This window comes from Nocardiopsis sp. CNZ308 (genome assembly GCF_004217075.1).
In genome coordinates this window covers 5,517,213-5,531,387 of the sequence record NZ_SHKJ01000001.1, presented here as the reverse complement: position 1 = coordinate 5,531,387, position 14,175 = coordinate 5,517,213, and the positions used below count along the sequence as shown (strand labels likewise).

At 74.4% G+C, this 14,175-nt stretch carries 12 protein-coding genes; 8 read left to right on the top strand and 4 right to left on the bottom strand.

The features are described from left to right. Positions 1 to 42 precede the first annotated feature (42 nt). Positions 43 to 1,299, top strand: a complete 1,257-nt coding sequence (locus EV372_RS23645) for an RNA-guided endonuclease InsQ/TnpB family protein (protein WP_130397829.1) — start codon at positions 43 to 45, stop codon at positions 1,297 to 1,299. Between the two features lie 379 nt (positions 1,300 to 1,678). Next, positions 1,679 to 2,140, top strand: coding sequence for a GNAT family N-acetyltransferase (locus tag EV372_RS23640; RefSeq protein WP_130397828.1), 462 nt, complete (start codon positions 1,679 to 1,681; stop codon positions 2,138 to 2,140). 69 nt (positions 2,141 to 2,209) lie between these two features. On the opposite strand, the gene EV372_RS23635 is transcribed toward EV372_RS23640, so the two are convergent. Then, a complete protein-coding gene (locus EV372_RS23635) occupies positions 2,210 to 3,817 on the bottom strand; it encodes an ABC-F family ATP-binding cassette domain-containing protein (protein WP_130397827.1) in 1,608 nt (535 codons plus the stop codon). 726 nt (positions 3,818 to 4,543) lie between these two features. Then, on the bottom strand, positions 4,544 to 5,821 hold the full coding sequence (locus tag EV372_RS23630) for a GNAT family N-acetyltransferase (protein ID WP_130397826.1): 1,278 nt from the start codon (positions 5,819 to 5,821) through the stop codon (positions 4,544 to 4,546). A gap of 272 nt (positions 5,822 to 6,093) precedes the next feature. Between EV372_RS23630 and EV372_RS23625 the strand changes: the two genes are divergently transcribed. Both EV372_RS23625 and EV372_RS23620 read left to right on the top strand, forming a co-directional pair. Then, positions 6,094 to 7,110, top strand: coding sequence for an N-acetylglucosamine kinase (locus tag EV372_RS23625; RefSeq protein WP_130399078.1), 1,017 nt, complete (start codon positions 6,094 to 6,096; stop codon positions 7,108 to 7,110). Positions 7,111 to 7,423: 313 nt separating this feature from the next. Then, positions 7,424 to 8,275 (top strand): siderophore-interacting protein, encoded by an 852-nt coding sequence (locus EV372_RS23620; RefSeq protein WP_130397825.1) that lies wholly within the window; start codon positions 7,424 to 7,426, stop codon positions 8,273 to 8,275. Between the two features lie 74 nt (positions 8,276 to 8,349). On the opposite strand, the gene EV372_RS23615 is transcribed toward EV372_RS23620, so the two are convergent. Further along, positions 8,350 to 9,708: a dihydrolipoyl dehydrogenase family protein gene (locus EV372_RS23615; RefSeq protein ID WP_130397824.1), complete on the bottom strand. Its 1,359-nt coding sequence runs from the start codon at positions 9,706 to 9,708 to the stop codon at positions 8,350 to 8,352. A gap of 300 nt (positions 9,709 to 10,008) precedes the next feature. Here EV372_RS23615 and EV372_RS23610 point away from each other — a divergent pair, with 300 nt between their 5' ends. Next, positions 10,009 to 10,641: a trimeric intracellular cation channel family protein gene (locus EV372_RS23610; protein ID WP_013152889.1), complete on the top strand. Its 633-nt coding sequence runs from the start codon at positions 10,009 to 10,011 to the stop codon at positions 10,639 to 10,641. Here EV372_RS23610 and EV372_RS23605 read toward each other — a convergent pair. Next, positions 10,596 to 11,663 (bottom strand): LysR family transcriptional regulator, encoded by a 1,068-nt coding sequence (locus tag EV372_RS23605; protein WP_130397823.1) that lies wholly within the window; start codon positions 11,661 to 11,663, stop codon positions 10,596 to 10,598. The genes EV372_RS23610 and EV372_RS23605 overlap by 46 nt on opposite strands. 101 nt (positions 11,664 to 11,764) lie before the next feature. On the opposite strand from EV372_RS23605, the gene EV372_RS23600 reads away from it, so the two are divergent. The 3 genes from EV372_RS23600 (at position 11,765) to EV372_RS23590 (ending at position 14,052) form a co-directional block, all read left to right on the top strand. Continuing rightward, positions 11,765 to 12,688, top strand: a complete 924-nt coding sequence (locus EV372_RS23600; protein WP_130397822.1) for a threonine/serine dehydratase — start codon at positions 11,765 to 11,767, stop codon at positions 12,686 to 12,688. Between the two features lie 148 nt (positions 12,689 to 12,836). Continuing rightward, positions 12,837 to 13,508 (top strand): lysophospholipid acyltransferase family protein, encoded by a 672-nt coding sequence (locus EV372_RS23595; protein WP_130397821.1) that lies wholly within the window; start codon positions 12,837 to 12,839, stop codon positions 13,506 to 13,508. A 49-nt stretch (positions 13,509 to 13,557) separates the two neighbouring features. Continuing rightward, on the top strand, positions 13,558 to 14,052 hold the full coding sequence (locus tag EV372_RS23590) for a metallophosphoesterase family protein (protein ID WP_130397820.1): 495 nt from the start codon (positions 13,558 to 13,560) through the stop codon (positions 14,050 to 14,052). Positions 14,053 to 14,175: the final 123 nt, after the last annotated feature.

Here is a 14,175-nt window from a genome sequence, read left to right as displayed (position 1 = left end):
ACATGGCTTACTCATAGAGTTACCTCCTGTAACCTTGCGTGCATGCGGACGGCGTACAAATGCCGGGCCTACCCGGACCCCGAACAAGCGGCCCAACTGGGCCGCACGTTCGGATGCGTGCGCCTGGTGTGGAACACAACCCTCGCCGACCGCCACACCGCCTACCACCAGCGCGGCGAGAAGACCTCCTACAAGGCCACCGACGCCGCGCTCACCGGGTGGAAGAAAACCCAGGAGTTGGGATTTTTGTCCGAGGTGTCCTCGGTCCCCCTGCAGCAGACGCTGCGCCACCAGCACACCGCGTTCGCGAACTTCTTCGCGGGTCGAGCCAAGTACCCCCGGTTCAAGTCCCGCGACTCCAAACAGTCGGCCCACTACACCCGGTCGGCGTTTCGGATGCGTGACGGGCACCTGACGCTGGCCAAGCAGACCGCACCCCTGCGCCTGGCGTGGTCGTTCGACGACGTCGACCTGTCCACGCTCAACCCCACGACGGTCATCGTCTCCCGTGAGGCGGACGGGCGCTGGTATGTGACTTTCGCCGTGGACATCGACGATCCCGCGCCCCCGCCTGAGGCCGCCTCCGAGGTCGGTGTCGACCTGGGGGTGAAGGACTTCGCCACCCTGTCCACGGGTGAGAAGATCGCCAACCCCCGCCACCTGGAACGCAAAGCCAAGAATCTGGCCCGGTACCAGCGGCGGATGGCCCGCAAGCAGCTCGGGTCGGCCAACCGGCGCAAGGCCAGGGCCAAGGTCGCTGCGGCGCACCGCAAGGTCCGCCACGCCCGCCAGGACTTCCTGCACAAGACCACCACGCGTTTGGTGCGCGAGCACGATGTGATCGCGATCGAGGACCTCAACGTGCGAGGGATGACTTCCTCCGCACGCGGTACCGTCCAGGTCCCGGGCAGGCGGGTACGGCAAAAGGCCGGGCTCAACCGGGCGGTGTTGGACGCTGGGCTGGGCGAGTTTCGCCGCCAGTTGGAGTACAAGGCCGCGCGTGCGGGACGCACCGTGGTCGTGGCGGACCGGTGGTTTCCCTCCTCCAAGACCTGTTCGGAGTGCGGGTACCTGCTGGCCACGCTTTCGTTGGGCACCCGGTTTTGGGCGTGTCCTGCCTGCCGCACCCGACATGATCGGGACGTCAACGCGGCCAAGAACACCCTTGCGGCTGGTCGAGTCGCAGCCCAAGACGCGGTCTTGGGTGATGCCTGCGGAGCTGATGTCAGACGGCAAGGGGCCTCCCTTCCGCGGTCGGCTACGAAGCAGGAAACCGGGCCTGCGAGGGTCGGGCCGTAAAGCCCATGCGCGCGTCAGCGCGTATCGGAATCCCCCTCCCCTCAGGAGGGGGAGGAAGTCAAGTGTGCGGTCCTCCACTCTTCGAACCGGGGATCGGCGTATCGCGGCGTAGGCGAGACGAGCCCGGGGGCCATTTCATGTTCAGGGCGATACTGGATATTCAGGGTGATACTTGCACGTTCCGGACACGGGGCCCAGGCGGCACGCCCCGGCCACGCGGGCGCGGGGCCCGGAGGGCCAGAGCCACAACGTACGGACTCCACCGGGAGGCGTGCCACCCCTTTTCGGCGCGGGGCGGGAGCGGTCACGTCCGGGCGGATGCCCGAAGCTCCGGTGTGCGTACTGGTGGCCGATCGCGGCCGGGGGCTACGGTGCTGGCATGATTTTGCGTTCCGCTCGTCCCGGGGACGGCCCGGGTGTCGCCGCCCTGATCGGTCGCGCCGCGCCGCACCTCGACAAGAAGGGCTACCCGTCCTCGCTACTGCCCGAGGACATGGTGGTGCTCGTCGCGGACGCGGACGGCGCGGTGGTGGGGTGGGTGGAGGGTGTGCTGGACGGCGTCTACGAGGGGCCGGGGAGCCCGGTCGCGCCGCCGCACGGGTACGTGCTGGCGGTGGTGGTGGACCCGGGGTGGAGACGGCGCGGGGTCGGCAGGGGCCTGCTGGAGGGGTTCGTGGACCGGGCCCGCGCGGCCGGGGTCGAGTGGGTGTTCCTGCTGCCCGAGGAGGGCGAGGGCGCCGAGGGCAGGGTGGAGTTCTTCCTCCGGTGCGGGTTCACCCCCGTGCACGATCCCGACAGGGAGTGGCCCGCCATGGGGCGGTGGACCCGCGACGACGGGTAGTCCGCAGCGGAGACGGCCGGAGCGCCGCCGGTGCCCGCCGGTCCCCTCACCGGCGGGCACCGGCGGGAGTCAGTCCCCCAGTTCGGCGCGCTGGCGCAGGCCGCCCTCCCGGTCGATCTCCAGGACGGTGTCGATCCCGATCCTGCGCAGGAACCCGTGGTCGTGGCTGACGACCAGGAGCGCGCCGCGGTAGGCGTCGAGGGCCTCGGCGAGCTGCTCGACGCTGGAGGTGTCGAGGTTGTTCGTCGGCTCGTCCAGGACGAGCAGCTGCGCGGGCGGCTCCGCCAGGAGCAGCGTGGCGAGGCAGACGCGGAACCGCTCGCCGCCGGAGAGCGTGGCGACGGGGCGGTCCACACCGTCCCCGCGCAGCAGCAGGCGGGCGAGCTGGTTGCGGACCTCGCCCGGCGGCGTGCCGGGGGCGACCGCCCGCACGTTCTCCAGCGCGCTCGCGGCGTCGTCCAGGCCGTCCAGGCGCTGGGGCAGGTACCCCACGCGGTCGGTGAGGAGCGTGCCGTGCGCGCGGCCCGGAACCGGATCGCCGCCGTGGATGAGCTGTTGGAGCAGGGTCGACTTCCCTGCGCCGTTGGGGCCGACCAGGGCGACGCGTTCGGGCCCCTGGACGACGACGGTGCGCCCCTCGGCATGGAACTCCGCCAGGCGGCGGCCGCGCGGCACGTCCGGATCGGGCAGCGTGAGGCGGATGTGCTCGTCCTCGCGTACGCGCGCGTCGGCGGCGTCGACCGCGGCCTGCGCGGCCTGGACCTTGTCGTCGAGGGTCGAGCGCATCGCCCCGGCCGAGGCCTGCGCCTTGCTGGCCCGGTTGCCCGCGAGGATCTTGGGGATGCCACCGTCCTTCTGCGTCTTCCTGGCCGTGCGCTCGCGGCGGGCGAGCTTGGTCTCGGCCTCCACGCGCTGGCGCTTCTCGACCTTGAGGGCCTGCTGCGCGGACCGGGCCGCCTGGACGGCGGCGGCCTGCTCCTGTTCGAGGTGCTCCTTCCAGGCGCTGTAGGGGCCGCCGAACACGTCGAGGCTCCCGGCGTGGAGTTCGGCGGTGCTGTCCATGTGTTCGAGCAGTTCGAGGTCGTGGCTGACGACGACGAGGGTGCCGGGCCAGGTGTCGACGAACGCGGCGAGCCTGGCCCGCGTGGGCCGGTCGAGGTTGTTGGTGGGCTCGTCGAGCAGGGTGATCGGGGTGCGCCTCAGGCGCATGCCGGTGACGGCGATGAGTACCGCCTCACCGCCGGAGACCTGCGCGACGCGGCGGTCGAGGTCGGCGGCGGTGAACCCGATCTCGTGCAGGGCCTCGTCGGCGCGCGCCTCGATGTCCCAGTCGTCGCCGACCGCGTCGAAGTGGCGTTCGTCGGCGTCGCCCGCCTCGATCGCGCGGAGCGCGGCGAGGGTGGCGTCGATGCCGAGCAGTTCGGCGACCGTCGCCTCCGTGCCCAGGGTCAGGGTCTGCGGGAGGTAGCCGACGTCGCCGACCGCGTCGACGCGTCCGGAGGTGGGGCGCAGGTGACCGGCGATCAGGCGCAGCAGGGTGGACTTGCCCGCGCCGTTGCGGCCGACGAGCCCGGTGCGCCCGGTCGTGAGGGTGCCGCTCACGTGGTCGATCGCGACCGTGCCGTCCGGCCAGGCGAAGGTGAGGTCGGTGAGTGTGACGGCGGACTTGGTGGACATGCGTGGAGCTCTCCTTGTCCCCGGCGGCGGGCGACTCCGTGGTCGGGCCTCGGGGCGGGGTCGATGGCGGGCGAACACGCGAACGCCGACGGGACGGTGCCGGGCGGGTGCGTGTTCGACCCGTGGCGGGCCGAGGAGGCGGGCGGATCGGCGTCGCCGTGCGCACGCGGACGAGACGGGAGTCGTCAACGCGTCGACGGCTCCTTGGCCGTCGCCGCGCGCACGCGGACGGGGTGCCGATCGTCTCCGCTCCCGAAGGCGGGGCGGACGTCACCACGCGCACGGGGGCGCGATGGGTGGTCGGCGTCACGAACGTGCCGGAAGGGACCAGATCAGGGAGCGGGTCAGCGACGCCGCGGGGCGTACGCGCAAGGACCGCCCCCGACGAGGTCGAGGTCGTTCACCGGGGCGCGGTACGCGCCCTCGCGGGTGAAGGCCACCGGCGGTTCGGCGGCTAGAGTCTGTCGACCTCGATGAGCTCCATGGCCGTCATGCTACCAGGGGGTCCCGGTGCTCCCGGGGGGCCTGGTGCCGCACTGGGGTCCCTGGGGGCACGGGGGTACCTGGTGCCCGCTGAAAGCCCCCGGGGGTGTCTGGTGCCACTGGGGGTCCCGGGGGGTATCCGCCGTATGGAGCCGACCGTTGCCCGCGCGATGGCGGACGTACGGGACCGCGTGCCCCGCGCACCGTGACCGGTACGCGGGGCCGGTACGCGGGGCCGGGTCCTCAGAAGTCGGTACCGCAGAAGGGCGCGCGCGGCGCGTACAGGGCGGTGTCCAGGCGGGCCGCCGCGCCGGGGACGTGCTCGGTGAGCAGACCCGCGTCCGCGAAGGCGCTCAGCGCGCGTCCGCCCAGGTAGGCCGCGCCCAGGTGGGAGGCGTCCAGGCCGAGGTCGGGGGCGGCGTCGGTCGGGCTCACGCGGGCGCCGCCGGTGTCCGCCTCCAGGCGCCAGCGCCCGGTGTTCCAGGGGGCGTACCGGTCGGCGACCTCCAGCACCGTGTCCACCGGGGCGGCGTAGGGGCGGTCGGACAGGGCGCCGGGCAGGTCCACCAGGCGCACCCACAGGGCGTCGAAGTCCCGCCGGACCAGGCGCCGGGGGTCGGCCAGCAGGACGGTGAGGGGGTCGTCCCCGGGCAGTTTCTCGAAGACCGCCTCGCTGGTCAGGTCGCGGTCCAGGAGGTGTTCGTAGAGGGCGACCCGGGCGGTGATGGAGACGGAGGCCAGCTCGCGCACCACCACCCGCGCCGAGGGAAGACCGTCCTCCCAGCGGTTGACGATGCGGTACAGCGCGTACCCGCGGGGCCCGTCGGGGCCGCGCACCAGGGCCGCGCGCAGCCGCCCGGAGCCGTCGGCCTCCTTGTCCTGGAGCATCAGGCTCCACCAGTGGGCGCTGCGGGCGAGCTGGCCCACGCGCTGGGGCAGCGCCTCGCGGTACACCCGCTCCAGTTCCTGGCGGACCTCGGCGGGTTCGGCCAGTTCGAGGGTGAGGGAGGGGTCGCGGGGCGCGTCGGGGCGCAGGCGGGCGTGGGCGCGCTGGAGGGTCGCGTTGGTCTCGCGGAAGGCCAGGCCGTAGCCGAAGCGGGCGTAGATTCCGCCCTCGGAGGCCCACAGCGCGGCGAGGTTCTCGTCCCGGTCCCGGACCTCGGCGAGCTGGCGGCGCATGAGCGCGCTGAGCACGCCGCGGCGGCGGTACGTGGGCCACACGCCCACGCCGCTCACGCCCGCGACGCGGCGGGGCCCGCCGGGCATGGTCATCTCGAAGCCGTGGGACAGGGCGGTGCCGACGACGCGGTCGCCGTCCACGGCGAGCAGGGTGCGGTCGTGCTCGGTGGTGGGGTGGTCGCGTTCGTTGTCCAGGATCTCCCGGGCGGGGAGGTTGAGGGCCTCGCAGAAGACCCTGACGGCCTCGGGGTGGTCCTTCTCCGTGCCCTCGCGCACGGTCCACGCGGGGGCGTCGTCGCGGCGGGAGGGGTCGTTCGGGTCGTGCTGTGGCGCGCCTGTCATGGCACCGACCCTCTCAGCCGCCACGGGGAACGCGCCAGTGGGTTTCCCGGCGCCGCGCACCTCCCGCGCGTGCCCGGCGCGGACGCCTGCTCCCCCGGGCCCGACCGCTGCGGCGGACCGCCTCCTCCGCGTCCGCGGCGCGGACCGGGCCGCCGGGACGAGTAACACGCGGTGCCACGGGGCACCTCTCCCCTGTGACGCGTACGATCTCCTCTTCTTCTTCCCGGGCCCGATCCGACCAGCCGGGCGACCGGCGCAGACTCGTCCTGGGGGTGGACGCCGGGGGCACCGCCACCCGGGCGCTGGTGGCCACCCTCTCCGGAGAGCGGCTGGGCGAGGCCCGGGCCGAAGGCGCCAACCCCAACTCCCACGGCGCGGACCGGGCCGCCGAGCGGCTGGCCGAGGCGGTGGCGGGAGCACTCGACGCGGCCGGGCCGCGGGCGCGCGGGGCCGTGGCCTTCGGCGTGGTCGGCCTGGCGGGGGTGTCCGCGCTGCGCGACGACGAGGTGCGCGCGTGCCTGGAGCGGGCCCTGGCCGGGGCGGGACTGGCGCCGGAGAACACGGCGTTCACCGGCGACGACGAGGTGGCCTTCGCCTCGGGCACCCCGGGGCCCGACGGCACGGTGCTGATCGCGGGGACCGGGGCGATCGCCACCCGGGTCGAGGAGCGCAGGCGGACCCGTTCGGCGGACGGCATGGGGTGGCTCATCGGCGACGAGGGATCGGGGTTCTGGATCGGGCACCAGGCGGCCCGGGAGACGGCGCGGCAGCTGTCCCGGGGTGGGGAGCTGAGTCCGCTGGCGCGCGCGGTGGCCAAGCAGGTCATCCCGGGCCAGCGCCCCTCGCGGGGGGAGGACCACCTGCCCGAGGAGCACGCCCGCAACTTCGCCAGGGTCCTGACCACGGCCGCCCCGGTCACGCTGGCCGCGCTGGCGCCCCTGGTCAGCGAGGCCCACGCGCAGGGCGATCCGGCGGCCGAGGTGATCGTGGAGGCCGCCGCGGGACACCTGGCGCACTCGGTGCACCAGGTGCGCTCGCCCGGGGAGAGGCTGCCGGTGGTGCTGGCGGGCGGGGTGCTCTCGCGGTCCGAGCCCGTGCGCTCGGCGCTCACCCGCAAGCTGGCGCTGTGCGCGTCGGGGGCTGAGGTCGCCACGGCCGGGTGCACGGCGGGCGCGGCGGCCTGGCTGGCGGCCCTGCGGGCGGGGGCGCCGGAGGACGACCGGCGGCTGCACGCGGCGTTCACCGTGGTCGGCCGCGCCCCCGGGAAGGACCGCCCCGACGCCGCCTGAGGGCGGTGGCCGGGCAGGGGCGTCCCGAGGCGGGCGCCCGTTCCTCCACGGGAGCGGGTCCGTTGACGGCCCCGGAGGCGGGTCCTGGCACCGGCCCCCTGGTGTGGCGCTTGGAAAGGAGCGAACCAGGCGCACCCCGGCGGAGGGGACGCACAAGCCGTCCCCACGGGCCACCGCGGAGGACTCCCGGAAGTCCGCTTCCGGCCCCGGTTCCGATGCCGCCGGGGCTCAGGTTTTGCCCTGGTGCGTCACTGTGCCTTACGGTAAGTCCTACTTAGGTTTACCTAACTCACCCCGGAAGAAAGAGGGCGCCGTGGCACAGCGGCAGGGACGGGCCAGGACCGTCCACACCGGAAGGGTCGAGGCGGTCGAGCAGATCACCCCGCACATGGTCAGGGTCGTCCTGGGCGGGGAGGGCCTGGACGCGTTCTCCACCGACGGGCACACCGACAGCTACGTCAAGCTGCTCTTCCCGCCGCCCGCGCCCGGCGACCCCGAGCCCTTCGACCTGGAGCGCGTGCGCGCCGAGCGCCCCCGCGAGGAGTGGCCGGTCACCCGCACCTACACCGTGCGCGACTGGGATGTCGAAGCCCGGCGGCTCACCCTCGACTTCGTCCACCACGGCGGCACCGGACTGGCCGGGGTGTGGGCGGCGGGCGCCAGGCCGGGCGACCGGCTGCGCCTGATGGGCCCCGGCGGCGCCTACTCCCCCGACCCCGGGGCCGACTGGCACCTGCTGGCCGGGGACGAGAGCGCCCTGCCCGCCATCGCCACCGCCGTGGAGGCGCTGGCCCCGGACGCCACCGCCCACGTGTTCGTCGAGGTCGGCGGCCCCGAGGACGAGCTGAAGCTGGAGGGCGGCCCGAACGTCCGCGTGCACTGGCTGCACCGGGGGGACGAGGCCGTGGGCTCGGTCCTGGTCCCCGCCGTGCGCGCCCTCGACTTCCCCGCGGGCCGTGTCCACGCGTTCGTGCACGGCGAGGCCGCCTTCGTCCGCGACCTGCGCCGCCTGCTGCGCGTCGAGCACGGCCTGCCCAAGGAGCAGCTGTCGGTGTCGGGCTACTGGCGCCTGGGCCGCGACGAGGACGGCTGGCAGTCGAGCAAGGCCGAGTGGAACCGCGGTGTGGAGGCCGAGGAGGAGGCCGCCCTGGCGGGGAGGGCCTGACCTTCTCCGCCGGACGCAGCGGTACCGCCGCCGTACGCGCCGGTACCGCTGGCGGGTGCGCCGCTACCGCCGTCTCAGATCTTCAGGTTCTCCAGGGCGATGAGGTAGGCCTCGTTGTACGTGGGGAACTGCGGGATCGAGTCCAGCAGCGCCGCGACCGGCAGGCCGGTGCGGATCGCCAGCGCCGCGGTGTGGATCCACTCCGAGGCCATCGGGGAGAACGCCCACGCGCCCACCAGCACCCCGCGGCGGCGGTCGGCGACCAGGCCCAGGGTGCCGCGCGGGTCGGTGTCGTAGGTCCAGGGCCGGGCCAGGGTCTGGGGCAGGTCGGCCTCGGCGGTGGCCGTGTCGATCCCCTGTTCCCGCGCCTGGGCCTCGGTGAGCCCCACCCCGGCGATCTCGGGGTAGGAGAAGATCACGCGCGGCACGCCGGTGTAGTCGGCGGCCCGGCCCTTGCCCAGGATGTTGTCGGCGACCACGCGCCCCTGGTACTTGGCCACGTGCGTGAACAGGGCCCGGCCGGTGGCGTCGCCGACCCCCCACAGCCCCGGCGCGGCTCGGCAGCGCTCGTCCACGCGCAGGCTGGCGCGGTCCAGCTCCACCCCGACCTCCTCCAGTCCCAGGCCGCCGCCGCGGGGGCGGCGGCCGGTGGCGAGCACGATCACGTCCGCCTCCACGTGCTCGCCGTTGTCCAGGGACGCGCGGACCCCGTCCCCGTCCCGGGCCACCGCGGAGACCTGGGTGTTCAGGTGCACGGTGACGCCGTCGCGGTCGAACTGGTCGCTGATCAGCTCGCACAGACGGGGTTCCTCGCGGTCCACCAGGCGCGGGCCGCGCTGGACCAGGGTGACCCGCGTGCCCATCCGGGCCAGGAACTGGCCCAGCTCCACCCCCACGGCGCTGCCGCCGACCACGACGGCCCGGCCGGGGACGTCGGTGAGGGTGGTGGCCTCCCGGTTGGTCCACACCACGGAGGGGTCCAGGTCGTCCAGCCCCTCGATCGGCGGGCGCACCGCCTCCGAACCGGTGGCCACGACGACGTGGTCGGCGGTGAGTTCGGTGTCGCCCACCGCCACCCGCCACGGGTCGCGGCCGGTGACGCGCCCCTCGCCGCGCAGCACCAGGGCTCCCTGGTCCCGGTACCCCTGGACCTGCGCGGAGTCGTCCAGGTGGCGGATCATCTGGTCCCGGTAGTCGCGCAGTTCGGGCCAGCGCAGGTCCGGGCGGGAGACACCGGCGGCGCCGTCGGCCTCCTGGCGCACCTCCGGCGGGCGCAGCAGCACCTTGGTGGGGATGCAGGCCCAGTAGCCGCACTCGCCGCCGATGAGTTCGCGCTCGACCACCGCCACGCGCTTGCCTGCGGCGAGCAGCCGACTCGCGACGGTCTCACCGCCCGGCCCCATTCCGATGACGATCGCGTCCATGTGTTGCATGTGTCCTCGTTCCGCCCGGGTCCCGGTCACCCCCGATGGTGTCGCCTGCCCGTGCCCCGGGGAAGTCCCGACACGCCGTCATCCTCCGGGTTCGCGCGGCCGGATCCGGGCCGGGAGGGACGGTGCCCCGGTCGCGGCCGCGCGCGCCGCAGTCCGGGCCGCCCGAGGCGGCGGAACGGCCCGGTGCGGCGCGTCACAGCACCCACGCGCGGCACATGCGTCCCGGACGTGGTGGAATGGCCGATCGGCATCCCTGCCGCCGCCCCGTCCGAAAGGAACCGCCGTCCCCGGCGCACGCGCATGTCCACGCAGACCCTGATCCTCGCCCTGGACCTCGTCGGCATCCTCGCCTTCGCCGTCGACGGGGCGCTGACCGGCATCCGCACCGCGCGCCTGGACATCGTCGGCGTCCTGGCCCTGGGCGTGGTGACCGCCCTGGGCGGCGGCGTCATCCGCGACCTGCTGCTCGGCGTGACCCCGGCGACCTTCCAGGACTGGCGCTACATCTGCACGGCGCTGCTCGGCGCGACCGCCGCGTTCTTCCTCAGCAGGCAGCTCACCCACCTGAACCGGCCCATCCTCGTCTTCGACGCGGCAGGGCTGAGCCTGTTCGCGGTGATCGGGGCGACCAAGGCCCTGGAGCTGGGTTTCGGGCCCCTCCAGGCCACCCTGCTCGGCGTCGTCACCGGGGTGGGCGGCGGCACCATCCGCGACGTCCTGCTGAACCGGGTGCCGACCGTGCTGAGCGCCAACTCCCGCCTGTACGCCGTCCCCGCCCTGCTGGGCGCGGGCCTGGTCGCCGTCGCGTACTGGGCGGGCCTGACCTGGGGCTGGATCGCCGTGGTGGGGGCGGTGCTGTGCTTCGCCGTGCGGCTGCTGGCACTGCTCTACCGCTGGAACGCGCCCAGCCCGCCGGGTTCCCCGCCGCTGTGAGACCCGCCGGAACCCCCGCCTCCCGTTCCCCCGCCCATGCCAGAGCCGCCGGAGCCCGTCCCGGCCGCGCCCCCGACGCCACGGGCCCCGCCCGCGTCCGGCCCGCCCGTCTCCCCTGCTCCGCCCAGCGCCCGGGAGGCGACGCCGCGCAGGAGTCCGACCATCGCCGGGACCGGCTCGGGCGGGCGGCGCCGGTGCACGGCGTAGATCTCGCGGGCCAGGCGGGTGCCGCGCAGCGGACGGCTGACCCAGCCGCCCCGGCGGTCCGAGCGCAGGATGCTCAACGGGACCAGTGCCACCCCCACCCCGGCCTCGACCAGGGCCAGGGCCACCTCGTAGTCGCGGGTCTCGTAGGCCACGGTCAGGCGCACCCCGGCGGCAGCGGCGGCGGTGTCCAGGCTGATCCGGTTGTAGATGCCCGGGGCCCCGCAGATCCACTCCTCACCCGCCAGGTCGGCCAGCGCCACGTCGCGGTCGGCCAGGGCGTGGCCCTCGGGCACGACCGCCAGCAGCGGGTCCACCAGGACGCGTTCGCGGTGCAGGCCCCCGGAGCGCGGCAGGGGCACGCCCGGGTAGCGGTGGGTCAGGAGCAGGTCCAGGTCACCGGAGGCGACCAGGCCGTACCCGCCGGGGGGCTCGATGTCGGACAGCGACAGCCTCACCTGGGGGTGCTGGCGCCCGAAGGCGGCCAGGGTGGCGGGCAGCAGGACCTTGCCCGCGCTGGCGAAGGCCCCCAGGGACAGGCGGTCGGGGGGCTCGCCCGCCACGGCGCGCACGGCGGCCTCGGCGTCGCGCAGCTCCCCCAGCACCCGTTCGCCGTGTTCGAGCAGGACCCGGCCCGCCTCGGTGAGGGTGGCCCCGGTGCGGCCGCGTTCGACCAGGGTGCAGCCGACCTCGCGCTCCAGTTTGGTGAGCTGCTGGGACAGGGCGGGCGGGGTGAAGGACAGGCGCTCGGCGGCCGCGGCGATCGAGCCCGCGTGCGCGATCTCCACGAGCACCCGCACCCGGTTGGCGTCCAGCACGGCGGCCCTCCTTCCACACAAAGCCAGGTACAAAGTTTCGCTTAACGATCTTTAGCAGACCCAACTTTAAGTTAATGGCCGGTAGGGGCACAGTGGGCTGTATGAGCACCACGACCGCGCACGCCGCGCCCACGGCCACCGACGTCCGTGCCGCCGCCGAACGCATCGCCCCCTATGCCCGCCGCACCCCGGTCATGCACGCCGAGGTGGACGGGCGTCCGCTGACGCTCAAGCTGGAGCACCTCCAGCGCACCGGAGCGTTCAAGCTGCGCGGCGCCCTCAACGCCCTGCTGGGCGGGGAGGCCACCGACCGGGTGATCACCGCCTCCGGCGGCAACCACGGCCTGGGGGTGGCCACCGCGGCCCGCCTGCTGGGCGTGCGCGCGACGGTCTACGTCCCCGAGTCGATCCCCGAGGCCAAGGCGGCGCCGCTGACCGCCACCGGCGCCGAGGTCGTCAGGGTGGGAGAGCACTACGCGGTGGCCGCCGAGGCGGCCCGCACCCGCGCCGAGGCCGAGGGCGTGCGCTACCTGCACGCCTTCGACGACGCCCTCGTCGTGGCCGGCCAGGGCACGATCGGGCTGGAGATCGCCGCCGACGCGCCCGAGTGCGACACCATCGTCGTCGCGGTGGGCGGCGGCGGGCTGGTGGCCGGGGTGCGCCTGGGCGCGGAGGGGCGCGAGGTCGTGGGCGCCGAACCCGAGGGCTGCGCGAGCATGCACGCCGCGATGGCCGCCGGGCACCCCGTGCAGACCCCCGTGGACTCGGTGGCCTCCTCCGCGCTGGGCGCGGCCACCCTGGGGCGGGTCCCCTTCGAGGTGCTGAGCGCCCACCCGGTGACCCGGGCCCTGGTGAGCGACGCCGAGATCCTGCGCGCCCAGGACCGGCTCTGGGAGGAGTTCCGCATCGCCACCGAACCGGCCGCGGCCGTGCCCTTCGCCGCCTGGCTGGCGGGGCGCGTCCCCGGCGAGCGGCCGTGCCTGGTGGTGTGCGGGGCCAACGCCGAGTGGCGCCGCGCCGACTGAACCCGCGGGAACCCGCACGTCACGGGCCTGTTCCGCCCGCCCTCCCGGCGTGGTGACCTGGAACACTCTCCTCGTGGCCGACCCGTTGTTACCCACGGGTCGGCCTTACATTGGACTCCGTCATCCGACCATTGGTGAGGGAGAACACGTGTTCTACGGTGCTTTGCGGCAGACGGTATCGGTACTCGCCCGTACCCTGTGCCGTCCGACCGTCGAGGGCCGTGAGAACGTCCCCGCCGACGGAGCGGTCCTGCTGGCCAGCAACCACCTGTCCTTCATCGACAGCGTGATCATCCCGCTGTCGGTCACCCAGCGCCGGGTGCGCTTCCTGGCCAAGTCCGACTACTTCGAGGGGACCGGCATCAAGGGGCGCGTGACCAAGACCGTGTTCTCCTCGCTGGGCGCCATGCCGGTGCAGCGCCGCGACGCGCGCGGGGCCATGCTGTCCCTGGAGATGATGCTGGAGCGCCTGAACGAGGGCGAGGCCTGCGTGATCTACCCCGAGGGCACCCGCTCCCGGGACGGGCGCCTGTACCGGGGCCGCACCGGCGTGGCCCTGCTGGCGATGGAGTCCAAGGCCCCGGTCGTGCCGGTGGCTGTGGCGGGCACCCAGGACGTGCAGCCGGTCGGCGCCTCCATGCCGCGCCCGCGCCCCTACAGCATCCGCTTCGGCGAACCGCTGGACTTCTCCACCGGCTACGACCACCTCGCCCCGGGCAAGGCGCGCCGGGAGATCACCGACCGGATCATGGACTCCATCCACGCGCTGTCGGGCCAGGAGCGGGCCGAGGGGTACAACTCCCTCGGCGCCGACGAGTGACCCGCGCGCGGACGCGCGGACGACGCCCGCGTCGCCTACGCTTGCGCGCATGCGCGTACTGATCGTGTCCGACACCCACATCCCGCGCCGCGCCCGCGACCTGCCCGACCAGGTGTGGCGCGAGGTCGACCGGGCCGACGCGGTGGTCCACGCCGGGGACTGGTGCGACCTGGCCAGCCTGGAACGCCTCGACGCGCGGGCCGAACTCCTGGTCGGCGTCCACGGCAACAACGACGGCGCCGACCTGCGCGAGCGGCTGCCCGAGGTCGCCCGCGCCACGCTCGGCGGGGTGCGCTTCGCGGTCGTGCACGAGACCGGCGACGCGCGCGGGCGCGAGAAGCGCTGCCAGGAGCGCTTCCCCGACTGCGACGTGCTGGTGTTCGGGCACTCCCACATCCCCTGGGACACCACGGCCCCCTCCGGTCCGCGCCTGCTCAACCCGGGTTCCCCCACCGACCGGCGCAGGCAGCCCCACCACACGTACATGACGCTGGTGGCCGAGGACGGACGCCTGGACGGGGTCCGGCTGCACCGGGTGGGCTGAAGGGGGAGGCCCGCGGCCCGCGCGGGGGGAGCGGATCCGCTGGGGGCACCGCGCCCCGCCTCGCGGGAGCCGCCCCCTCCAGACAGGGGTCCCGCCTCGGGGAAGACCCCGCTCAGAGCGGAG

Coding starts and splice junctions, on each gene's coding strand:
- EV372_RS23640 (WP_130397828.1), top strand. CDS start 1,679: ATGATTTTGCGTTCCGCTCGTCCCGGGGACGGCCCGGGTGTCGCCGCC.
- EV372_RS23635 (WP_130397827.1), bottom strand. CDS start 3,817: ATGTCCACCAAGTCCGCCGTCACACTCACCGACCTCACCTTCGCCTGG.
- EV372_RS23590 (WP_130397820.1), top strand. CDS start 13,558: ATGCGCGTACTGATCGTGTCCGACACCCACATCCCGCGCCGCGCCCGC.
- EV372_RS23615 (WP_130397824.1), bottom strand. CDS start 9,708: ATGCAACACATGGACGCGATCGTCATCGGAATGGGGCCGGGCGGTGAG.
- EV372_RS23600 (WP_130397822.1), top strand. CDS start 11,765: ATGAGCACCACGACCGCGCACGCCGCGCCCACGGCCACCGACGTCCGT.
- EV372_RS23610 (WP_013152889.1), top strand. CDS start 10,009: ATGTCCACGCAGACCCTGATCCTCGCCCTGGACCTCGTCGGCATCCTC.
- EV372_RS23645 (WP_130397829.1), top strand. CDS start 43: ATGCGGACGGCGTACAAATGCCGGGCCTACCCGGACCCCGAACAAGCG.
- EV372_RS23630 (WP_130397826.1), bottom strand. CDS start 5,821: ATGACAGGCGCGCCACAGCACGACCCGAACGACCCCTCCCGCCGCGAC.